Source organism: Falsirhodobacter sp. alg1 (genome assembly GCF_000739715.2).
Classification (GTDB): Bacteria; Pseudomonadota; Alphaproteobacteria; order Rhodobacterales; family Rhodobacteraceae; genus Falsirhodobacter.
Genome location: NZ_BBJC02000001.1, coordinates 735,973 through 756,520, shown reverse-complemented (window position 1 = coordinate 756,520; position 20,548 = coordinate 735,973). Strand labels below are relative to the sequence as shown.

22 protein-coding genes are annotated in these 20,548 nt (G+C 62.0%); 15 read left to right on the top strand and 7 right to left on the bottom strand.

Annotated features, from left to right (window positions below; all coding sequences use genetic code 11):
- Window positions 1–29: 29 nt before the first annotated feature.
- The 13 genes from trpS to TR36_RS03660 all read left to right on the top strand — a co-directional run bounded on the left by trpS (window position 30) and on the right by TR36_RS03660 (window position 11,579).
- A complete protein-coding gene (gene trpS / locus TR36_RS03720) occupies window positions 30–1,073 on the top strand; it encodes a tryptophan--tRNA ligase (RefSeq protein WP_045387141.1) in 1,044 nt (347 codons plus the stop codon).
- A 1-nt stretch (window position 1,074) separates the two neighbouring features.
- Window positions 1,075–2,130, top strand: a complete 1,056-nt coding sequence (locus tag TR36_RS03715) for a hypothetical protein (protein WP_045387144.1) — start codon at window positions 1,075–1,077, stop codon at window positions 2,128–2,130.
- Between the two features lie 217 nt (window positions 2,131–2,347).
- Window positions 2,348–2,803 carry a universal stress protein gene (locus tag TR36_RS03710; RefSeq protein ID WP_062762413.1) on the top strand — a complete coding sequence of 152 codons (456 nt, stop codon included), beginning with the start codon at window positions 2,348–2,350 and terminating at the stop codon, window positions 2,801–2,803.
- 68 nt (window positions 2,804–2,871) lie between these two features.
- Window positions 2,872–3,432, top strand: coding sequence for a NifU family protein (locus tag TR36_RS03705; protein WP_062762411.1), 561 nt, complete (start codon window positions 2,872–2,874; stop codon window positions 3,430–3,432).
- The gene (gene tsaB, locus TR36_RS03700; protein WP_062762409.1) at window positions 3,422–4,003 is read left to right on the top strand and encodes a tRNA (adenosine(37)-N6)-threonylcarbamoyltransferase complex dimerization subunit type 1 TsaB; all 582 of its coding nucleotides are present in this window, start codon (window positions 3,422–3,424) and stop codon (window positions 4,001–4,003) included. The genes TR36_RS03705 and tsaB overlap by 11 nt, the downstream gene beginning before the upstream one ends.
- A complete protein-coding gene (locus TR36_RS03695) occupies window positions 3,993–4,400 on the top strand; it encodes a GNAT family N-acetyltransferase (protein WP_062762407.1) in 408 nt (135 codons plus the stop codon). Before tsaB ends, TR36_RS03695 begins: the two co-directional genes overlap by 11 nt.
- Window positions 4,401–4,456: 56 nt before the next feature.
- The gene (locus TR36_RS03690; RefSeq protein ID WP_045388680.1) at window positions 4,457–5,452 is read left to right on the top strand and encodes a BMP family protein; all 996 of its coding nucleotides are present in this window, start codon (window positions 4,457–4,459) and stop codon (window positions 5,450–5,452) included.
- Window positions 5,452–6,987, top strand: coding sequence for an ABC transporter ATP-binding protein (locus tag TR36_RS03685; RefSeq protein WP_045387158.1), 1,536 nt, complete (start codon window positions 5,452–5,454; stop codon window positions 6,985–6,987). The genes TR36_RS03690 and TR36_RS03685 overlap by 1 nt, the downstream gene beginning before the upstream one ends.
- Complete coding sequence (locus TR36_RS03680; protein WP_045387161.1) at window positions 6,987–8,066, top strand: ABC transporter permease; 1,080 nt, start codon at window positions 6,987–6,989, stop codon at window positions 8,064–8,066. Before TR36_RS03685 ends, TR36_RS03680 begins: the two co-directional genes overlap by 1 nt.
- The gene (locus TR36_RS03675) at window positions 8,066–9,034 is read left to right on the top strand and encodes an ABC transporter permease (RefSeq protein WP_045387164.1); all 969 of its coding nucleotides are present in this window, start codon (window positions 8,066–8,068) and stop codon (window positions 9,032–9,034) included. The genes TR36_RS03680 and TR36_RS03675 overlap by 1 nt, the downstream gene beginning before the upstream one ends.
- A gap of 2 nt (window positions 9,035–9,036) precedes the next feature.
- Complete coding sequence (locus tag TR36_RS03670; RefSeq protein WP_045387167.1) at window positions 9,037–9,834, top strand: purine-nucleoside phosphorylase; 798 nt, start codon at window positions 9,037–9,039, stop codon at window positions 9,832–9,834.
- A gap of 66 nt (window positions 9,835–9,900) precedes the next feature.
- Window positions 9,901–10,821: a sulfite exporter TauE/SafE family protein gene (locus TR36_RS03665; protein WP_062762404.1), complete on the top strand. Its 921-nt coding sequence runs from the start codon at window positions 9,901–9,903 to the stop codon at window positions 10,819–10,821.
- Window positions 10,818–11,579, top strand: a complete 762-nt coding sequence (locus TR36_RS03660) for a TIGR02186 family protein (protein ID WP_045387173.1) — start codon at window positions 10,818–10,820, stop codon at window positions 11,577–11,579. The genes TR36_RS03665 and TR36_RS03660 overlap by 4 nt, the downstream gene beginning before the upstream one ends.
- On the opposite strand, the gene trpA is transcribed toward TR36_RS03660, so the two are convergent.
- A complete protein-coding gene (gene trpA / locus TR36_RS03655; protein ID WP_045387175.1) occupies window positions 11,576–12,367 on the bottom strand; it encodes a tryptophan synthase subunit alpha in 792 nt (263 codons plus the stop codon). The genes TR36_RS03660 and trpA overlap by 4 nt on opposite strands.
- Window positions 12,368–12,505: 138 nt before the next feature.
- Here trpA and ychF point away from each other — a divergent pair, with 138 nt between their 5' ends.
- Together ychF and pdeM are read left to right on the top strand one after the other, a co-directional pair.
- Complete coding sequence (gene ychF / locus TR36_RS03650) at window positions 12,506–13,594, top strand: redox-regulated ATPase YchF (RefSeq protein WP_045387178.1); 1,089 nt, start codon at window positions 12,506–12,508, stop codon at window positions 13,592–13,594.
- Between the two features lie 3 nt (window positions 13,595–13,597).
- Entirely contained in the window at window positions 13,598–14,272 is a 675-nt protein-coding gene (pdeM, locus tag TR36_RS03645; protein WP_045387181.1) for a ligase-associated DNA damage response endonuclease PdeM, read from the top strand.
- Between the two features lie 4 nt (window positions 14,273–14,276).
- Here pdeM and folD read toward each other — a convergent pair whose 3' ends face one another.
- The 6 genes from folD to pal form a co-directional block, all read right to left on the bottom strand.
- Window positions 14,277–15,164: a bifunctional methylenetetrahydrofolate dehydrogenase/methenyltetrahydrofolate cyclohydrolase FolD gene (gene folD, locus TR36_RS03640; RefSeq protein WP_045387184.1), complete on the bottom strand. Its 888-nt coding sequence runs from the start codon at window positions 15,162–15,164 to the stop codon at window positions 14,277–14,279.
- Between the two features lie 65 nt (window positions 15,165–15,229).
- Entirely contained in the window at window positions 15,230–15,787 is a 558-nt protein-coding gene (locus TR36_RS03635) for a CHAP domain-containing protein (protein WP_082714824.1), read from the bottom strand.
- 226 nt (window positions 15,788–16,013) lie between these two features.
- Complete coding sequence (gene ftsH, locus TR36_RS03630; RefSeq protein WP_062762478.1) at window positions 16,014–17,912, bottom strand: ATP-dependent zinc metalloprotease FtsH; 1,899 nt, start codon at window positions 17,910–17,912, stop codon at window positions 16,014–16,016.
- A gap of 67 nt (window positions 17,913–17,979) precedes the next feature.
- Window positions 17,980–19,170: a tRNA lysidine(34) synthetase TilS gene (gene tilS / locus TR36_RS03625; RefSeq protein WP_045387186.1), complete on the bottom strand. Its 1,191-nt coding sequence runs from the start codon at window positions 19,168–19,170 to the stop codon at window positions 17,980–17,982.
- The gene (gene ybgF, locus TR36_RS03620) at window positions 19,170–19,985 is read right to left on the bottom strand and encodes a tol-pal system protein YbgF (protein WP_045387189.1); all 816 of its coding nucleotides are present in this window, start codon (window positions 19,983–19,985) and stop codon (window positions 19,170–19,172) included. The genes tilS and ybgF overlap by 1 nt, the downstream gene beginning before the upstream one ends.
- A gap of 3 nt (window positions 19,986–19,988) precedes the next feature.
- Window positions 19,989–20,540, bottom strand: coding sequence for a peptidoglycan-associated lipoprotein Pal (pal, locus tag TR36_RS03615; protein ID WP_045387192.1), 552 nt, complete (start codon window positions 20,538–20,540; stop codon window positions 19,989–19,991).
- Between the last annotated feature and the right edge of the window lie 8 nt (window positions 20,541–20,548).

Below are 20,548 nucleotides of genomic sequence, written 5' to 3'. Positions count from 1 at the left end.
GCCTGATTATTTCCAGACGGAGTTACATCATGGCCGAGCCGGTCCAAACGCCTCAGGCTTTTCCCACGCGCATCTTCTCGGGCATCCAACCCTCGGGGAGCCTCACGCTGGGCAATTACCTGGGCGCCCTGAAACGCTTTGCACAAAAGCAGAACGAAGGGATCGAGACGCTCTATTGCCTTGTCGATCTGCACGCGATCACCGTGTGGCAGGATCCGGCGGTCCTGCGCCAGCAGACCCGCGAGGCCGCAGCCGCCTTCATCGCCTCGGGCGTCGATCCGAAACGGTCGATATTGTACAACCAGAGCCAGGTCCAGGCGCATTCACAGCTGGCATGGGTGCTGAACTGCGTGGCCCGGGTCGGCTGGATGTACCGGATGACCCAGTTCAAGGACAAGGCCGGCAGCAATGCCGAGAACTCCTCCCTGGGTCTGCTGGCCTATCCGGCGTTAATGGCCGCCGATATTCTGGCGTTCAAGGCAACGCATGTCCCGGTAGGTGAGGATCAGCGTCAGCATATCGAACTGACACGCGATATCGCGGCCAAGTTCAACCATGATTACGGCGTGAACTTCTTCCCCATCACCGAGCCCCTGATCGAAGGCGTGGCGACCAAGGTCATGTCGCTGCGGGACGGCACCAAGAAGATGTCGAAGTCCGACCCGTCGGATCAAAGCCGGATCAATATGACCGATACCGCCGATGCGATCGCCAAAAAGATCCGCAAGGCCAAGACGGACCCCGAACCCCTGCCCGAAACGGTCGAGGGGCTGGACGGACGGCCGGACGCGAAGAACCTCGTGAACATCTACGCCGCGCTGGCGGATATGACGCAGGCACAGGTTCTGGCACAATATGCCGGCGCACAGTTCGGCACGTTCAAACCGGCACTGGCAGATCTTGCGGTGGCCAAGCTTGGCCCGATCACGGCGGAAATGAACCGCCTGATGGCCGAGCCTGACGAGATTGATGCCATCCTTGGCCGTGGTGCCGAACGCGCCGATGCCATCGCAACCCCGATCCTGAACGACGTCTATGACATCGTGGGCATGATCCGGTCACGTCAGGTCTGACATGATCCGAAAACTGGCAAAAGCGGGACTGACGGCACTGCTCGCAGTCTCGCTTCTGCTGACGGTCTGGACGGGTATCCGCATCGCGCGGGATCCGTCCCTGCGCCCCGTGATCGATCGCAGCCGCGAGGAGATCGTGGCCGCACTTGACCGCGCGATGGCCACCGAGGCCACCCCTGCGCGCATTTCCGAGCGGCTGACGGTTCTGCTGGCCGAAACACCCCGCAATTGGGTGGCCATCGATGCCGTGTTGCAGGTGGCCGAAGAACGCGGCCTGCCCTATGACACCGAGGCGATCACCAAGGCCCGCAATACCGATTTCAACCTGACAGCCCGTGCCGTGCAATGCGCAAGCTGTGCATGGGATGTCCGCAACTGCCGCCTGTCGGCAGAACTGATGTGCCAGGCCCCTGTAGCATTGACCAGCCTTGGCGATATTGCGGGGCTGACACGGGGGGCCCTGGCCTATGCCACGGGCGATGACGTGGATGCGCTGGAGGTCGGGCTTTCTGCCGTCGGGCTGGGGGCCACCGTTCTGATCGTGGCCTCGGGCGGTACGACGCTGGGATTGAAGGCAGGCGCATCGGTAGTGAAAACGGCGCGCGGAATGCGGCTTTTGTCGCCACGTCTGACCGCCACACTGACCCGCGCCACCCGTGAAGGCATTGACTGGGCCGCCCTTCCGGCCGTGCGCGGGACTGATGATCTGGCCCATGTCCTGCGCCCTGCGGTCCTCGGTCCGGTAACCGATACCGCGCGCGCTCTGGGCCGGATGGAAGGGGCGCTGCCCACAACACAGACACTGCACATGGTGCGCTATGTCGACGATGCCACCGATGCCCGCCGTCTGGCCAACGGGGCCGAAGCGATGGGCCCCCGCACGGTGGGCCGCATGGAGGTGCTGGGCAAGGGGCGCTTTCTGCGGGCCACTGCCCGCCTGACCAATGCCGCCGCAGGGTTGCTGGCCGGTTTCGCCGGCATGATCCTTGCATTGGCGGGCATGGCTGCGCATCTGGGCCAGACGATTGCCCTCAGGCTGCTGCGCCGATTGGCATAAGGCCGTCATATCCCTGTCGCGCAGATCATGGTATCCTGCCTGCGGGGCCGCGAAAATCCGTGCCCGCATATGCCTCCGGGTCCTGCATCCCCCCAGGTCAACACGGCCCGGAGGCCACCTTGCCCTTTGCGGGCGATGATGGTCTAACAGGCGGCCTTGGCCGAAAAGCTTGCCTTCGTGGCGATTTTCACCATCATCACCGTCAGGAGGGGCCATCATGCGCAAGTTTCTTGTCGTTCTGGACGACAGCCGCGAATGTCTGAATGCCATGCGCTATACCGCGTACCGTGCGGCACATACGGGTGCGGGCATCGTGGTGCTGGCCGTTATCTCGCAGGATGAACTGCAGCACTTCATGGGCGTGGCCGATGTGATGCGTGCCGAGGCGCGGGAACGGATAGAGGCACATTTCGAGGTCTTTGCCAAATGGATGCGGGACAAGCAGGGCGTGGATCCGCAGCTGATCGTGCGTGAGGGTGATGCCGGCCAGGAAATCCTGAACCTCGTGGCCGAGGATCCGCAGATCGGCATACTCGTTCTGGGCGCAAGCATCGAAAAGGGTGGCCCCGGCCCGCTGGTCACCCATATGACGCGCAATGCAGGGACATTGCCCATTCCGGTCACGATCGTTCCGGGGGATATGTCCAAGGAGCGCCTCGAGGCGATAACCTAGAATCGTTCCAGAAACTTGACAGCGCGCGCCTGCGGGCGCATATCGGCATCCAGATTGGAGACTTTGCCATGTTCATCCAGACCGAATCGACCCCGAACCCCGCCACGCTCAAATTCCTGCCGGGACAGACCGTTCTGGATATGGGCACAGCCGATTTCCCCTCGGCCGAGGCTGCGACCTCTTCGCCACTTGCACAACGCATCTTTGCCACGGGCGGCGTGGCCGGCGTGTTCTTCGGCCATGACTTCGTGACCGTCACCAAGGCCGAGGATCGCGATTGGGCCCATGTGAAAGCTGCCGTTCTGGGCGCGATCATGGAGCATTATCAGTCCGGGGCACCCGTGATCGAGGGTGAGCGGGCCGCCTCTGCTCATGCCGAGCATACGGGCGAGGATGGCGACATCGTCACCCAGATCAAGGAACTGCTGGATACCCGCGTCCGCCCGGCAGTGGCGCAGGATGGCGGTGACATCACGTTTCACGGCTTTGATCGCGGCATCGTGTATCTGCACATGCAGGGGGCCTGCGCCGGGTGCCCCTCTTCCACGCTGACCCTGAAAATGGGGATCGAGAACCTGCTGCGGCACTACATCCCCGAGGTATTGGAGGTGCGTCCGGTTGCGGCCTGATGCGCTGATATTGGCCTTTGACACATCGGCCGCGCATTGCGCGGCCGCTTTGCTGTCAGGCGGAACCATCCTCGCCCAGATCGAGGAGCCTATGGCAAAGGGCCAGGCCGAACGGCTTATGCCCCTGCTGGAAGACGTGCTGGCAACCGCCGGCAAGACGTGGCGTGACCTTGATGCGCTTGCCGTCGGAACCGGCCCCGGCAATTTTACCGGTGTGCGGATTTCGGTGGCCGCAGCCCGCGGGCTTGCCCTTGGCCTCGGGATACCGGCTATCGGCGTCACCACGCTGGAGGCAAAGGCCCACGGATTGCCGCATCCGCTGGTCGTGGCCGAGGATGCACGCCGTGACGCCTTCTATGTCCAGACGTTCGGCCCCGACAGCCCTGCCCGCCTGTCGGATACCATTCCCGAAGGGCCGCGCCCTGCCCCACTCTATCCGATTGCCGAAGGGATTGCCCGGGTTGCCGCAACACGGACCCCCGATGGATCCCGTCCTTCGCCCTTCTATCTGCGGGGGGCCGATGCTGCCCCCTCTTCCGATCCCGGTCCGGTGATGCTGGATGTGGGATGATCTTGCGGCCATCCACGCGTTTGCATTCCATAGCCCCCCACCCTGGTCAGCGGCCGAGCTGGAGGGGGCCGCCACCGCTCCGGGGGGATTTCTGCTGCGTGAGGGTGGCGGCTTTCTAATCGGCCGCGCCATCGCCGGAGAGGCGGAGCTTCTGACCCTTGCCACCCATCCCGCCCATCGGCGGCAAGGCATTGCCTCACGTCTGGTCGATGCATTCCTGACACGCGCGTCGGCAGTGGCCGATACCGCTTTTCTGGAGGTGGCTGCCGATAATTCAGGCGCTATACGTCTTTACGATGCCGCAGGGTTTGCCAATGTAGGGGTTCGCCGCCGTTATTACGGGCCGATCGATGCTTTGGTCATGCGCCGCGCACTTGTGACGCGGGATCACGGTTGACGCCTTTACGGCTTCGTCACAAACAGGATAAAAAAACACGTCCAACGGGAGAGACGATTGTGACCATCAAACCATTGCTTGCTGCCGCTGTTACCCTGACGCTATCCGCCACTGCCACACTGGCAGATCCGGCCCTGATCTTCGATCTGGGCGGGAAATTCGATAAATCCTTCAATGAGGCCGCGAACGAGGGCGCCTTGCGTTGGAAGGCCGAAACGGGCGGCAACTATCGCGAAATCGAGATGCAGTCCGAGGCACAGCGGGAACAGGCCCTGCGCCGTCTTGCCCAAGCAGGATCGAACCCGATTGTCATGACCGGCTTCTCCTTTGCCGATGTCCTGACACAGGTTGCGCCCGAGTTCCCCGATACACGATTCGTGATCATCGATGCGATTGTTGACCAGCCGAACGTGCGTTCGATCGTCTTCTCCGAAGAGGAAGGGTCATATCTGGCCGGTATCATGGCGGCGATGTCTTCCAAAACCGACACCGTCGGCTTTATCGGCGGCATGGACATTCCGCTCATCCGCAAGTTCGGCTGCGGCTTTGCCCAAGGCGTGATCGCCACGAAACCGGATGCGAAGATGCTGATCAGCTGGACAGGCTCCACCCCTGCCGCATGGAACGATCCCGTGCGCGGCGGCGAACTGGCCCGTGCCCAGATCAGCCAAGGCGCCGACGTGATCTATGCCGCAGCAGGCGGCACCGGCATCGGCATCCTGCAGACTGCAGCGGACGAAGGCATCCTGTCGGTCGGTGTGGACAGCAACCAGAACGCCCTTCACCCCGGTTCGGTCCTGACCTCCATGGTCAAACGCGTTGATGTCGCCGTCGAAGAGGCGTTCAACGAAGGTGCCGACATGACCGGAGGCGTCGAGGTTCTGGGCGTTGCCAACAAAGGCGTCGTTGTTGCGATGGATGAAAACAACAGCAGCCTCGTAACACCGGAAATGCAGGCCGCCGTCGAGGAAGCGACGCAAAAGCTCGCATCAGGTGAAATCGTGTCGCATGACTATATGTCGGATGACAGCTGCCCGATCGCCGGCTTCTGATGGCAGGGCCTGTTTCGTCCGCCCCCGCAATCGAACTGCGGGGGATATCCAAGCGTTTCGGCACGGTACAGGCCAATCGCGATATCTGTGTCACGGTTCCCCGTGGCACAATTCACGGCATCATCGGTGAAAACGGGGCCGGCAAATCGACATTGATGTCGATCCTTTACGGCTTCTACCGCGCGGATGAGGGCGAGATCCTGATCGGCGGACGCGAGACGCATATTCCCGACAGCCAGGCCGCCATCCGCGCGGGCATCGGCATGGTTTTCCAGCATTTCAAGCTGGTACAGAACTTCACCGTTCTGGAAAATATTGTATTGGGGGCCGAAGATGGCCCGCGTCTGTCCACATCGCTCAGCAAGGCGCGCCGCATCCTGATCGATCTGTCACGGGATTACGGCCTCGAGGTCGATCCCGATGCCCTGATCGAGGATCTGTCCGTCGGCCACCAGCAGCGCGTGGAAATCCTGAAAGCACTGTATCGTCAGGCCGAAATCCTCATTCTGGATGAACCGACGGGCGTATTGACACCGCCCGAGGCCGATCACCTGTTCCGTATCCTGCGCGGATTGCGCGATCAGGGCAAAACCGTGATCCTTATCACGCATAAGCTGCGTGAGATCATGGCGATCACCGACAACGTCTCGGTCATGCGGCGTGGCGAGATGGTGGGAACCGTCGCCACGGCCAACACGACCCCCGCCGATCTTGCCGAGCGCATGGTGGGCCGCAAGGTGCTTCTGCGCGTAGACAAGGCCCCCGCCACCCCCGGTGAAACCATCCTCGAAATCCGCGACCTGCGCATGACCGAGGATGGCATCGAACGCTTGAAGGGCATCAACCTGACCCTGCGGCGCGGAGAGATCATGGGCCTTGCCGGTGTGGCAGGAAACGGCCAATCCGAACTGCTGGCCATTCTGGGCGGCATCGCCCGGGGGACCGGTTCCATCAGGATGAAGGGCCGCGAGCTGGATCTGACCGGCCGTGAGGATGGGCAGGACCGCCGCGCCCAGGGCATCGCCCATGTGCCCGAGGACCGACAGCACCTAGGCGTGATCATGGATTTTGCGGCCTGGGAAAACGTGGCCTTCGGCTATCACCATGATGCCGCATACCGGCGCGGGGTGTTTTCCGACAATGCGGCCCTGCGCGCGGATACAAACGCCAAGATGGAACGCTTCGACGTTCGCCCCCCGAACCCCGATCTGGCGATCAAACATTTCTCGGGCGGGAACCAGCAGAAGATCATCGTCGCGCGCGAGATGGAGCGGGTGCCGGACCTTTTGCTGATCGGCCAGCCCACGCGCGGTGTCGATATCGGGGCAATCGAATTCATTCACAAACAGATCGTCGCCTTGCGCGATCGGGGAGCGGCCGTGCTTCTGGTGTCCGTGGAACTGGATGAGGTGATGTCCCTTTCGGACCGCGTCGCCGTCATGTTCGACGGGCACATCATGGGCACACGCGATGCCGCAACCACAAACGAACGCGAGCTTGGCCTGATGATGGCTGGCGTGACGGAGACTGCGTAATGCGTCCAATCCCTCGTTGGGCCGATCTGGTCCTGGTTCCGCTTGTGTCGCTGTTGCTGGCGGCCGTCTGCGCCACCCTTGTCATCCTCGCGATCGGCCAGAACCCGATGGAGGCGCTGGAAACCATGGTCGCCGGTGCCCTCGGCTCGGCCTATGGCTGGGGCTATACGTTGTATTATGCGACCAGCTTCATCTTTACCGGCCTTGCCGTCACCATGGCGTTCCATGCGGGCCTGTTCAACATCGGCGGCGAAGGTCAGGCCCAGCTTGGCGGCCTTGGCATCGCCCTCATGCTGCTGTTCGTTCCCTTTCCGCATTGGTCGATCGCCTTGCTGGCCGCCACGGTGGCCGCAGCCGTGTTCGGTGCCATCTGGGGGGCAATTCCCGGCTGGTTGCAGGCAAAACGGGGCAGCCATGTCGTGATCACCACGATCATGTTCAACTACATCGCCTATGCCCTGATCGTGTGGATTCTGGTGGATGTGCTGCGCCCCGCCGGACAGGCAGAGCCTGCGACAGCCCGTTTCGCTGTGGGAATTCCGGCATTGTCGGACGTGCCGGGCCTCAGCTCCATCTTCACGCAGGCGGTGCCCGTGAACATCTCCCTGTTCATGGCCCTGATCGCCTGTGTTGCGGTCTGGGCACTGCTGTGGCGCACCCCCCTGGGGTACGAGATCCGCGCCTTTGGCAAATCCGAACCCGCCGCACGCTATGCCGGTATCCGGCCTGTACGGACCGTGATGATCGCCATGGCCCTGTCGGGTGCCCTGGCTGGAATGATGTCCATCAACAACGTGATGGGTGACAGCGGCCGGTTGCTGCAGAATTCGTCCGAAGGGGCGGGCTTTATCGGGATCGCAGTGGCGCTGATGGGGCGGAACCATCCGTTCGGGGTCGTTCTCTCGGCATTGCTGTTCGGATTTCTTTATCAGGGCGGCGCTGAAATCGGATTGTGGACCTCTATTCCGATCGATCTGCGGGTCGTGGTGCAGGGTCTGGTGATCCTGTTCACCGGTGCGCTTGATCATATGGTGCGCCAGATGCTGTCGGTGCTGTTCAGCAGACGGAAGGTGGCGTGATGGATTACACTACATTTCTGCAGATCCTCGATTCCACCCTGCGGCTGGCTACCCCCCTGCTGCTCGCCTGCCTTGCGGGGCTGTTCTCCGAACGGGCCGGTGTCTTCGACATCGGGCTGGAGGGCAAGATGCTGGTCGCTGCCATGTCTTCGGGTGCGGTCGCCTATCTGACCGGGTCGGCATGGCTTGGGCTGGCGGCGGGCGTGGCCACATCCCTGCTGTGGGCTGCGGTCCATGGCATTGCGGCCATCACATTCCGTGGCAACCAGCTGATTTCCGGCGTCGCGCTGAACTTCCTTGCCTCGGGAATGACCGTGCTGGTGGCTCAGGCCGCATTCGGTCAGGGGGGGCGCACCCCTGCCCTTTCGGGGGCCGCCCGCTTTGGCGAACTGACGCTGCCCTTTGCGGAAATGCTGCGGCCCGTACCTGTTCTGGGCCCGTTTTACGCCGAGGTCATGTCGGGACACTCCATCCTCGTGTATCTGGCGCTGGCTATGGTTCCCGCAACGTGGTGGGTCCTGATGCGGACACGCTTCGGGCTGCGGCTGCGGGCTGTGGGTGAAAACCCTGCTGCCGTGGATACGGCGGGCATTTCGGTGACACGCATGCGCTTTGCCGCAGTTGCGATCACCGGTATCCTTTGCGGTATTGCCGGTGCCTATATGGCCACGGCACTTCAGGCAGGCTTTGGCCGCGAAATGACCGCCGGGCGCGGTTATATCGCCCTCGCCGCCCTCATATTTGCGAAATGGCGTCCATGGGGTGCGCTTTGGGCCACTTTGCTGTTCGGCTTTTTCCAGGCACTTGCGTTCCGGCCCGATGTTGTAACGGCCGTTACCCATGTGGACATTCCCGTGCCCGCGCTGGAGGCGTTGCCCTATATCCTGACCGTCCTTGTCCTGGCCGGATTTGTCGGCAAGGCGATCCCTCCCCGCGCTGGCGGCGAACCCTATGTAAAAGAGCGTTGAGCATGACCGCAGAAACCGTTGCCGCCCATATCCGTGAACGTGCGGGTGATGCGCCGATCCAGATCGGTCTGGTTCTCGGCTCCGGACTTGGCCATCTGGCGGATGAGGTTCGGGGCGTTGCCATTCCTTATGCCGAACTGGAGGGGTTTCCCCATGCCGGTGTCTCCGGCCACTCTCCCAAGCTGGTGATCGGAGAGCTGGAGGGCGTGCGCGTGGCCGTTTTCGGCGGTCGGGCGCATTATTACGAAGCCGGAAACCCCGCAGCGATGCGCTTCCCTCTGGAGGTGCTGCGGGCACTCGGGGTGGAACAGCTGCTGCTGACCAATGCCGCAGGATCGCTGCGTGCCGATCTGCCGCCGGGGTCGATCATGCTGCTGTCGGACCATATCAATTTCACCGGTCTGAACCCGCTGATCGGCGAACAGTCAGAGGCTCGTTTTGTCGGGATGTCCGACGCCCATAACCCCGATCTGCATGCCCGCCTGAAAGCGGCAGCCAAGGCTGCGGATGTGGAGATGCCCGAAGGCGTCTATGCATGGTTCTCTGGCCCCAGCTTTGAAACACCGGCCGAAATCAGGGCGGCCCGCGTTCTGGGGGCCGATGCCGTCGGCATGTCCACGGTACCGGAAATCATCCTGTCGCGTTTTCTAGGCCTGAAAGTGGCCGCCATTTCCGTGATCACCAACATGGGGGCCGGACTGTCGGATGAAACGCTCAGTCATGATCACACCAAGACGATGGCCCCCATCGGTGCGGCGAAGCTGGAACGCACCCTGCGTGAAATGCTGCGCGCATTGTAAGGATGATTGACAATGGGCTACGATGACATGAGAGCTTGCCTTAGCCCCCCTCTGTCAGCGTAGCCCATGCAAATCTACCTCCCCATAGCCGAAATATCGGTCAATGCCCTGCTTTTGCTGGGTCTTGGCGGCATAGTCGGCTTCATGTCGGGGATGTTCGGCGTGGGAGGCGGGTTCCTGATCACACCCTTGCTGTTCTTCATCGGCATTCCGCCCGCCGTGGCTGTGGCCACCGGTGCCAATCAGGTGGTTGCCTCATCGGTGTCGGGGGTGCTGGCGCAACTGAAGCGCAAGGCCGTCGATCTCCGAATGGGCCTGGTGCTTCAGGCCGGGGGGCTGGTCGGATCGGGCCTGGGCATCTGGGTGTTCAAGATCCTCTCGGCCCTTGGTCAGGTCGATCTGTTCGTCCAGCTTTCCTATGTGCTGTTTCTGGGCGTGATCGGTGCGCTGATGCTGAAGGAAAGTCTCGGCGCCCTGCGCCGGGTCCACAAGGGCAATGCGCAGGTCCGTCGTGCCCATACCCATACATGGGTCCACAAGCTGCCGTTCAAGATGAAGTTTCGCGCGTCGGGCTTGTACATTTCGGTGCTGCCGCCATTGGCAATTGGTGCGGGCGTCGGATTCATGTCTGCCATCATGGGCGTGGGCGGTGGCTTCATCATGGTTCCGGCCATGATCTACCTACTGGGAATGCCGACAAAGGTCGTGGTCGGCACATCGCTGTTCCAGATCATCTTCGTTTCGGCCTTCACCACCTTGCTGCATGCCATGACCAGCGGCACCGTGGACGTGATGCTGGCCCTGCTCCTGATCATCGGCGGCGTCATCGGGGCGCAGCTGGGGGCGCGCGTCGGGGTCCGTCTTCGGGCGGAACAACTGCGTATCCTGCTGGCATTGATGGTGCTGGCAGTCAGCCTGAAGGTATGTGCCGATCTGGTCCTTACCCCGTCCGAGCCGTTCAACCTGACGGTGGAGAGCACCGAATGATCCGCGCGCTCGCCCTTCTGTTTGCCATGGCCCTTCCTGCCGCCGCGCAGGACGAAAGCATCGTGCTGGGGCTGTCGCAATATTCGGTCACGATCACCACGAATTACGTCGGGTCCGAAATTCTGGTGTATGGCGCTGTCAAACGGGAATCCCCCGCCCCCGCCGGTGGACCGCTGGAGGTGATCGTGGCCGTCGAAGGGCCGCATACGCCTGTCGTGGTCCGCCGCAAGGACCGGACATTCGGCATATGGATCAATAATGAATCGGTTCGCATCGACAGCGCGCCCAGCTTCTATGCCGTTGCCACCACCGGCCCCCTTGCCGATATCCTGAACCAGACGGATGATCTGCGCCACCGTATCACCATCCAGCAGGCGATCCGGTCGGTCGGGATCAGTGCCGAAACCGACGATCCGCAAAGTTTTATCGATGCGCTGCTGCGGATCCGTGAGAAATCGGGGAAATTCCGTATCAACGAAGGCGCCGTACGGCTGGATCAATCCACCCTGTTCCGCACCGATGTGGCGCTGCCTGCCAATCTGGTCGAAGGGCAATACCGCGTCCGCATTTTCCTGACACGTGACGGTCAGGTTCTGGATGTGCTGGAGCGCAGCATTGATGTCCGCAAGGCGGGGCTGGAGAGGTTTCTCTACACCCTCTCTCGCGAACAGTCGCTGTTGTATGGTCTGCTGGCGCTCGCCCTGGCTGTGCTGGCCGGTTGGAGCGCCTCATTCATCTTTGCGCGGCTGCGGCGTTAACCGCGGTGCGCGCCGCCGGCCAGATCGGCAATGCTGGCCAGAATTTCCGGTACAGGACGACCTTCACCGATCAGCTTGACGATGGCCGAACCGACGACACAGCCATCCGCGATGCTGGCAATGCCCTGCGCGCCTTCGGCTGTCGTGATCCCGAACCCGACGATGACCGGCAGATCGGTTGCCGCCTTGATTCGTGCAACCTCGGGCGCGACATCTGCCGGTTGTGGCGCAGCCGCCCCCGTGATTCCGGTGATCGACACGTAATAGACAAAGCCCGAAGTGTTCTGCAGCACGCGCGGCAGCCGTGCCGCATCCGTGGTCGGCGTTGCCAGGCGGATGAAATTCATTCCCGCCGCCTGCGCCGGAATGCACAGTTCGGCATCTTCCTCGGGAGGCAGATCAACGATGATCAGCCCGTCGATACCCGCAGCAACCGCCTGCTCCAGAAACTTGTCCACGCCGCGTGAATAAACGGGGTTGTAATACCCCATCAGCACGATCGGGGTCGTGCTGTCCCCTTCGCGGAACCGGCGCGCAATTTCCAGCGTCCGGTCAAGCGTTTGCCCGCCATTCAGCGCGCGCTGACCTGCCAGCTGGATCGTGCCGCCATCGGCCATCGGATCGGTGAAGGGCATTCCCAGTTCGATGATATCCACACCCGCACCCGGCATGCCCTGCATGATTTCCAGCGTCGTTTCGGAATTCGGATCACCTGCCATGAGATAGGCGACGAATGCCTTTTTACCATCGGCTTTCAGGGCGGCGAATTTGGCGTCGATACGGGTCATGGCGTCCTCTGGTGATGCCCTACTTCATTGGCGGATGGATGGCAGAAAAGCAATGCCGGATACCCTGCTTGCGTTGCGTGCCTTGCGTGGCGGACGAATGCGGCCTATTTGAAGCGCCAGATAGCAAAGGGGATAATGATGGGTTTTCGCATGGGTATCGTCGGCTTGCCGAATGTGGGCAAATCGACCCTGTTCAACGCGCTGACCCGCACGGCAGCGGCGCAGGCGGCCAACTTCCCCTTCTGCACGATCGAGCCGAACGTCGGTGAGGTGGCTGTACCGGATTCACGTCTGGACGTGCTGGCAGGAATTGCCGGATCGAAGCAGATCATCCCCACACGCATGACGTTCGTGGACATCGCCGGCCTGGTGCGCGGCGCCTCCAAGGGTGAAGGGCTGGGCAACCAGTTTCTGGCCAACATCCGGGAATGCGACGCCGTGGCCCATGTGCTTCGCTGCTTCGAGGATGGCGACATCACCCATGTCGAAGGCCGGATCGATCCTGTCGCGGATGCCGAGACGATCGAAACCGAGCTGATGCTTGCAGACCTTGAATCGATCGAACGCCGTCTGGCGCGCAAGACCAAAAATGCCGACAAGGACGCCGCCGATATGGAGCGGTTGATGAAGATGGCGCAGGCTGCCCTGAACGATGGCAAGCCTGCACGCAGCCTGACCATCGCCGAGGATGATGCGAAGGCATGGCGGATGCTCCAGCTGCTGACAGCCAAGCCCGTGCTCTATGTCTGCAACGTCGAGGAATCCTGCGCATCCGAGGGCAACAGCCAATCCGCGCGCGTAGCTGAAATGGCAGCTCGTCAGGGTGCGGGAACCGTCATCATCTCGGCCAAGATCGAAGAAGAGATCAGCCAGCTCTCGGCGGATGAAGCCGAGATGTTCCTTGGCGAAATGGGCCTGACCGAGGCTGGCCTCGACCGGCTGATCCGCGCAGGGTACGAGCTGCTCGGCCTCCAGACCTATTTCACCGTAGGTCCCAAAGAGGCGCGTGCCTGGACGATCCAGAAGGGCATGCTTGCCCCGCAAGCCGCTGGCGTGATCCACGGGGACTTTGAAAAAGGCTTTATCCGTGCCGAAACCGTTGCCTATGGTGACTATGTTGCCGGCAAGGGTGAGGCTGGCGCCAAGGAGGCGGGCAAATTCCGCGTCGAAGGCAAAAGCTACGAAGTGAAGGATGGCGATGTCCTGCACTTCCTGTTCAACGGCTGATCATTGACTGAAGGCTTTGCCTTCACTCTTGGCGGGGCTGCATTGCTGGCCCTGCCTTCTGGTGCGCTTTGGTGGGCCGCACAGCGGACCCTGATCGTGGCCGATCTACATTTCGGCAAAGCCGAACGGTTGGCCCGCCGTGGCGGCGCCCTTCTTCCCCCCTATGAAAGCCGCGATACCCTGCTGCGGCTGGATACAGACATCAGCAAGATGGATGCGCTGACGGTGATCTGCCTCGGAGACAGCTTTGATGATGCCGAGGCGGTTCTGGGTCCGGATGAACTGTCATGGCTGACGCGTCTCATGGCGGGCCGGACTTGGATCTGGATTGCGGGCAATCACGATCCGGCCCCGTTGGATGTGGGCGGAACGCATCTGGCCCAGATGGAGATCGAAGGGCTTGCGCTGCGCCATATCGCAACCGGCATCGGCACCGAGGTTTCGGGGCATTACCACCCCAAGGCAAAACTGGCAGGCACGGCACGCCCGGCATTTCTGATCGACGGGCGGCATGTGATCATGCCGGCCTATGGAACCTACACCGGCGGGCTTTGGTGCACAGACCCCGCCCTGTTGCCCCTGATGGGGCCGGATGCGCTGGCCGTATTGACCGGCCAACGCACAATCGTCGTTCCTGTTCATACCAAAACCGCGTTGCCCCGAAAGCGACGGGCCTGAAAGGTCAGGGCGTCAGCCCCTCCGGCTCCGCAAGGCCATTGGCGCGGCAGCAGGCCGTGACCGTATTCGCCAGTAGGCAGGCAATGGTCATGGGGCCGACGCCACCCGGCACCGGTGTGATGGCTCCGGCAACCGCTGCCGCGCTTGCAAATTCCACGTCCCCCATAAGCCGCTTCTTGCCGTCACGCTCTATCCGGTTGATCCCGACGTCGATGACGGTGGCACCGGGCTTGATCCAGTCACCAGTAACCATTTCGGGACGCCCGACGGCCGCGACCAGAATATCCGCAGTCCGGCACAGGGCAGGCAGATCCTTGGTGCGCGAATGGGCGATGGTGACTGTGCAGCTGTCATTCAGCAACAATTGCGCCATCGGCTTGCCCACAATGTTGGAGCGGCCCAGCACCACGGCATGAAGCCCCGAAAGGCTGCCATGATGATCGCGCAACATCATCAACGACCCCAAGGGGGTGCAGGGAACCATGGCCTTCTGGCCTGTCCCCAGCAGCCCGACGTTCAGAATGTGGAAACCGTCAACGTCCTTTGCCGGATCAAGGGCATTGATGACCTTGGCCGAATCCATATGGGCAGGAAGCGGCAGTTGGACCAGAATGCCGTGAACCTTGTCATCCTGATTGAGCTGATCGATCAGCGCCAGCAGATCCGCTTCGGATGTCGTATCAGGCAGGCGATGCTCGAACCCCTCCATCCCGACTTCGCGCGTCATCTTGCCCTTGCTGGTGACATAGACATCCGACGCGGGATCGTTTCCGACCAGAACCACCGCAAGGCCGGGCACGATCCCCTTTTCCTTCAGCATGGCGACATGGGTTGTAACCTGAGCGCGCACCTGCGCGGCAAAAGCCTTTCCGTCGATGATCGTGGCCGTCATAGATTTCCCCTATTGCCGTGATGCCCCGTCATAGCGGGCGGGTACCACAAGGGTCAATCACGGCATCAGTTGCTGGCCAGAACCTCGGTTGCCGGGCGGTAGATGAAACCATAGGCAGGGTTCACGCGGCCAAAATTGTCATCATTGTATTCCACACGAACCTGCGACCAGTCATTCGCCTCGGATACGTCACGAACAGCATCTACGGTGATCTTGTTGCGTGTCCAGTTCGCCTGAACCACCTTGATGGTCCGCGCATCGATGACCTCGGACACGACGGCAACATGGCCCATGGGCATCGCGCTGGAACTGCGGAAGTTCAACACGGCGCCCCGGATCGGCACCTGGCCACGGGGATAGCGGTCCGCAGCCTGCCCCCACCACGTGGATGCGTTTCCACGGATATCGACGCCCGACACCGCCCGCGCAAAGGGAACGCACCAGATACGGCGCAGATGACCTACTTCGGCCGTGGCACGGCGGGTGGCTTGCTGGATATCGGCGGGGGATACATTGGCGACGACGACGGTGCGGCTGTTCGCTTCGGCATGGGCCTCATTTGTCGCACCTGTTGCAATAACGCAAATTGCCGCAAGTGCGCTAAACCAGCCCGATACCTTCATCCGTCCGTCCCCACGTTGTTGCTTGCGGACAAACTCTATTGAAAGTGATTTTCAGGCAATGTTGCGAAATCGCAACAAGCGGATCCTTGCCGGTTCCATATGATGCGATGGAACAAATTATGAATTGCGGTTTTGCAATGGCGGAAAAGCCGGTCCGGCCTGTGATGCCATGAAAAACGCCGGCCTTTCGGCCGACGTCATAATCTTGTTTGTCAGGCAGCAGGCGTTATGCCGAAGGCTCTGCCAGCCCCTCACCCGTTGTCCGCGGGCGTGTCTTCGGAATGGCCGCAATAGAGCCGGTTCCGGATGAACGATCGTTGTCGTCTTCCTCGTCAATCGGCTCACCGGCAATGACCTTGCGAATCTGGTTCCCGGTCAGGGTTTCATATTCAAGCAGGCCCTTTGCCAGACGCTCAAATCCTTCGGCCTGTTCGTTCAGGATGCGGACGGCGGTCTCATATCCTTCATCGATCAGACGTTTCACCTCGGCCTCGATCATGTTCTTTGTATCGGCCGATACCGAGAAGCCACCCGTTTGCCCCTGATAGCCCTGATGCGCCTCGGCGTAGTCGATGTTGCCAATGGCATCCGACATTCCCCAACGCATCACCATGGCCCGTGCAAGCGCGCTTGCCTGTTGGATATCGCCCGCAGGGCCCGAGGAAACGCCCTCTTCGCCATACTTCATGATTTCGGCGGCCTTACCTGCCATCGTCATGGCAATCTTCTGCTTGCTTTCATCCTTGAAGATTTGCAGCCGGTCCATTTCCGGAAGGCTGACAACCATCCCCAAGGCACCCCCACGCGGAATGATCGTAGCCTTGTAGACCGGATCACATTTCGGCAGCGCCATCCCGACGATCGCATGGCCTGCCTCGTGATAGGCAACCTTTTCCTTCTGGTCAGGCGTCAGCACCATGGAGCGGCGCTCGGCCCCCATCATGACCTTGTCCTTGGCATTCTCGAAATCGTCCATCGACACGAACCGGCGACCGATCCGTGCCGCCATCAGGGCAGCCTCGTTCACCAGGTTCATCAGGTCGGCACCCGAAAAGCCGGGCGTGCCGCGGGCGATCAGACGCAGATCGACGTTCGGACCCAAAGGAACCTTGCGCGCATGTACGGTCAGGATCTTTTCCCGGCCCTTGATGTCGGGGTTCGGCACCTGGATCTGGCGGTCGAACCGGCCCGGACGCAGCAGCGCAGGGTCCAGCACATCCTTGCGGTTGGTTGCGGCGACGATGATCACACCTTCGTTCGCCTCAAAGCCGTCCATCTCGACCAGCAGCTGGTTCAGCGTCTGCTCGCGTTCATCATTACCGCCGCCGATCCCCACACCACGGGCGCGGCCCACGGCGTCGATCTCGTCGATGAAAACGATACAGGGCGCGTTCTTCTTGGCCTGTTCGAACATGTCACGGACACGGCTGGCCCCTACACCCACAAACATTTCCACGAAATCCGAACCAGAGATGGTGAAGAACGGAACGCCCGCTTCCCCCGCAATCGCCCGTGCCAGAAGCGTCTTACCCGTTCCCGGAGGGCCGACCAGCAGCGCCCCCTTGGGGATCTTGCCGCCAAGACGGCTGAATTTCTGCGGGTTCCGCAGGAATTCCACGATCTCTTCCAGCTCTTCCTTGGCCTCATCAATACCGGCCACATCGTCGAATGTGACACGGCCATGCTTTTCGGTCAGCAACTTGGCCCGCGATTTGCCAAAGCCCATCGCCCCCCCTTTGCCGCCGCCCTGCATGCGGTTCATGAAGAAGATCCAGATGCCGATCAGCACGATGAATGGCAGCCAGAGCGAGATGAGCGACAGGAACCCGGATTGTTCCTGCGGCTCGGCACGAACCTCCACGTTCTTGTCGATAAGACGGTCCGTGACGTTCTCACCCTGCGGCTTGATCGCCACATACTGGTTTCCGTCGTTGCCGCGGAAGGTGATGCGTTCACCATCCAGCGTGACCGATGCCACCTGATCGCTGTCCACGCGCTCGATAAAGTCCGAAAACGAGATCGAGCGTGCGGCATTGCCGGCGCTTCCACCGCTGAACAGGTTAAAGAGTGCCAGCACCAGGAGGAACAGGACCACCCAAAAGGCAATGTTGCGCGCGTTCCCCAAAGTCTTCTCTCCCGATTTGGTGCCGCCCAAAAGCGTTGCGGGTAAGATAAGCATTCGGGCGGTGGGTTCAATGCGATAAAGGCATCATCGGCCAAGCCGCCCGTGTTGCACGCCATTCCCCGGTGTTTTTTACCAGCGGGGCAGCGATCAGCACCCCCTTGGCCCACACCGAGGGAGAGGCGATCAGGCTGGCCCGGGGCAATCCTGCCGCGCGCCAATCCGCGCACTGCCGCAGCCCTTCGGCCCCAAGTGCGCGGACCATGCTGCCTGAGGGCGCATCACCCTGCACCTGCCAGCCATCCCATACCTGCCCCACCGGAACGCAGATATCCCGAACGGCCTGCCATTCACGATAGAGCCGCAGCTCCGTCTCCTGCGCCACCATGCCGCATCCCTGCAACTGGGCGCGCTGCCCTGCCAATGCCTGATCGATTGCCCGCCGCAAGGCGGCACCACGAGGGGCATACCCCGCCCCGCGCAGCCAGAGAATCGCCTCGCAGACCAGCCGCCGCAGAATTTCGGGATCAAGGCCCGCCGTGCGGATAAGAATATCACCACCTTCCACCCGCGACCGGTCATGGGCCGCTTGGCGCGTGGCCATATCCAGTGCGCGGCGGGCTTCGGCCAGATGGCCTGCAACATCCGCCAGCCGTGCCGGTGTCAGGCCCAATGGCAGATCGGCCATCGCCGCGCGCGTACGGGCACGTTCGTATTTCGGATCAAAGTTCGACGGATCTTCGGCCCAGCCGATCCGGCGGGCCTTCAATATATCCCGCAACTCCTCCCGCCCCATATCCAACAGGGGGCGATGCCATGCGATTCCATGTTCAGTCCAGCGGGCGCGCATGGCTGACAGGCCATCCAGCCCCGCCCCGCGCGCAAGCCGCATCAGGAATGTCTCGGCCACATCATCGCGGGTATGCCCGAGGGCGACATCGGCGATGCCGTTCTGCCGGGCCCATCCGGCGATCAGCGCCCTGCGCCCGCGCCGCGCGGCGTCCGACAGATTGCCGGTGCCGTCCCACCGCCATGTCAGCGTGCTATGCGGGATCCCCCGATGTGCACAAAAGCGTGCCACATCCTCGGCTTCGGTCGCAGCCTCGGGGCGCAACCCGTGCTCTACGGTGACGACGCGGCACGTCAGCCCCGCCTCTATCGCCATCACCAGCAAGGCCATCGAATCGCCGCCGCCAGAAACGGCAAGGCCCAGAACCGGCGGTACCGGTCCCAGGCCTTCAAGAAACCGCACTTGTGGCATCAGTTGCAGCGCAGCCCCTGCGCCGTGGTCTGTGCCTCTGCCGCAGCAGGGGCGGATGCGAAACGGTTCGACACCTCGGCCAGGGTGATGCAGGCATCCTGCGTTTTCCCCAGATCCCCCAGACGTTGTCCGACACGCAACAGCGCATCCGCGGCCCGTGGCCCGTCCGGATCACCCGAGAAGGCGTCCAGATAGGACCGCGCAGCATCTGCCGTCTGTCCCAGTTTCGTCAGGGCCTCACCGCGCAGATACAGCGCTTCATAGGTCAGTTGCCCGCCCGTGTAGGTCGTGGCAAAGGCCTCAAGCTGGTCCGCGGCGGCACGAAAGTCACCCTGACCGAGCACCCCCTTGGCCCGGTCAAAATCTGCTTGCTCTTGCACGGCAAGCTGCGTGCTACCGGCCGAAGCAGCCGGTGCGGGGGATGTGGCAGGTGCCGAAGATGCACTTTGCCCCAGCGGAGTGGTTGGAGGCAGGGCGCCGATATCGCCGCCCTCCAGTTCGGTTACACGGAATTGCAGATCGCCCAGACGGTTCGTGCCGTCGGTCGCGATCCGGTTCACCCGCATTTCCACCTCTTCGGTGCGGGCAGTCAGGCGCTGGATGGCGGATTCGATCGAATCCAGCCGTTGTAGCGCCGATCCACCGGCTGCACCGCTGCTGATCGCACCGGTGGAAACCAGTTCGTTCTTCAGGCTGTTGAACTGTCCTTCAAGCTGCGACAGCTCGGCCTGGATATCGGCCAGCGACTGCGCCCGATCCTGCGCGAACGCAGAAGCGGGCAACAATGCCAGCGTCAGGACCAAAGCCAGACGCATGGATCAGGACCCCGCGCCGGACTGCAGAACCGTGACCGCACGGCGGTTCTGGGCATAGCACGATTCAGCCGAACAGGTTTCTGCCGGGCGTTCCTTGCCATAGGATACGGTGCGGATCCGGCTGGGGGTTACGCCCTGCGAGATCAGGAAGTCCTGTGCCGAGGATGCACGGCGGGCACCAAGGGCAAGGTTGTAGTCGCGCGTGCCTTTCTCGTCGGCATGGCCCTCAACGATCACAGCGTATTGCGGATGCGCGTTCAGCCATTGCGCCTGCCCCTGCAGGATCTGGCGACCTTCGTCCGAAACGGTGGATTGGTCATAGGCGAACAGGATGCGATCCCCCAGCGTCTGCTGGAAATATGCGACCGAGTTCGGGTCGCTTGCGCTGCCCAAGGCCGATGTACCTACGCCGCCCGCGCCATAGCCGCCAGCACCACCGGCGCCGCCATTGGCGCCATAAGCGTTTGCACCACCCGCACCAAAGCGGTTGGGGTTGTTACAGGCCGCAAGGCCAAGCACCGCGACCAACATGAGGGCCTTGGGGAGAAAGGTCATCGACACGT

Excerpts from the sequence above, each read along its gene's own strand:
- ybgF (WP_045387189.1), bottom strand. The coding sequence starts at position 19,985 with ATGCGTCTGGCTTTGGTCCTGACGCTGGCATTGTTGCCCGCTTCTGCG.
- trpS (WP_045387141.1), top strand. The coding sequence starts at position 30 with ATGGCCGAGCCGGTCCAAACGCCTCAGGCTTTTCCCACGCGCATCTTC.
- TR36_RS03635 (WP_082714824.1), bottom strand. The coding sequence starts at position 15,787 with ATGAAGGTATCGGGCTGGTTTAGCGCACTTGCGGCAATTTGCGTTATT.
- tilS (WP_045387186.1), bottom strand. The coding sequence starts at position 19,170 with ATGCCACAAGTGCGGTTTCTTGAAGGCCTGGGACCGGTACCGCCGGTT.
- pal (WP_045387192.1), bottom strand. The coding sequence starts at position 20,540 with ATGACCTTTCTCCCCAAGGCCCTCATGTTGGTCGCGGTGCTTGGCCTT.
- trpA (WP_045387175.1), bottom strand. The coding sequence starts at position 12,367 with ATGACCCGTATCGACGCCAAATTCGCCGCCCTGAAAGCCGATGGTAAA.
- TR36_RS03680 (WP_045387161.1), top strand. The coding sequence starts at position 6,987 with ATGCGTCCAATCCCTCGTTGGGCCGATCTGGTCCTGGTTCCGCTTGTG.
- TR36_RS03665 (WP_062762404.1), top strand. The coding sequence starts at position 9,901 with ATGCAAATCTACCTCCCCATAGCCGAAATATCGGTCAATGCCCTGCTT.
- TR36_RS03705 (WP_062762411.1), top strand. The coding sequence starts at position 2,872 with ATGTTCATCCAGACCGAATCGACCCCGAACCCCGCCACGCTCAAATTC.
- TR36_RS03670 (WP_045387167.1), top strand. The coding sequence starts at position 9,037 with ATGACCGCAGAAACCGTTGCCGCCCATATCCGTGAACGTGCGGGTGAT.
- ychF (WP_045387178.1), top strand. The coding sequence starts at position 12,506 with ATGGGTTTTCGCATGGGTATCGTCGGCTTGCCGAATGTGGGCAAATCG.
- TR36_RS03685 (WP_045387158.1), top strand. The coding sequence starts at position 5,452 with ATGGCAGGGCCTGTTTCGTCCGCCCCCGCAATCGAACTGCGGGGGATA.
- folD (WP_045387184.1), bottom strand. The coding sequence starts at position 15,164 with ATGACGGCCACGATCATCGACGGAAAGGCTTTTGCCGCGCAGGTGCGC.
- TR36_RS03695 (WP_062762407.1), top strand. The coding sequence starts at position 3,993 with ATGTGGGATGATCTTGCGGCCATCCACGCGTTTGCATTCCATAGCCCC.
- TR36_RS03675 (WP_045387164.1), top strand. The coding sequence starts at position 8,066 with ATGGATTACACTACATTTCTGCAGATCCTCGATTCCACCCTGCGGCTG.
- TR36_RS03710 (WP_062762413.1), top strand. The coding sequence starts at position 2,348 with ATGCGCAAGTTTCTTGTCGTTCTGGACGACAGCCGCGAATGTCTGAAT.
- TR36_RS03660 (WP_045387173.1), top strand. The coding sequence starts at position 10,818 with ATGATCCGCGCGCTCGCCCTTCTGTTTGCCATGGCCCTTCCTGCCGCC.
- TR36_RS03715 (WP_045387144.1), top strand. The coding sequence starts at position 1,075 with ATGATCCGAAAACTGGCAAAAGCGGGACTGACGGCACTGCTCGCAGTC.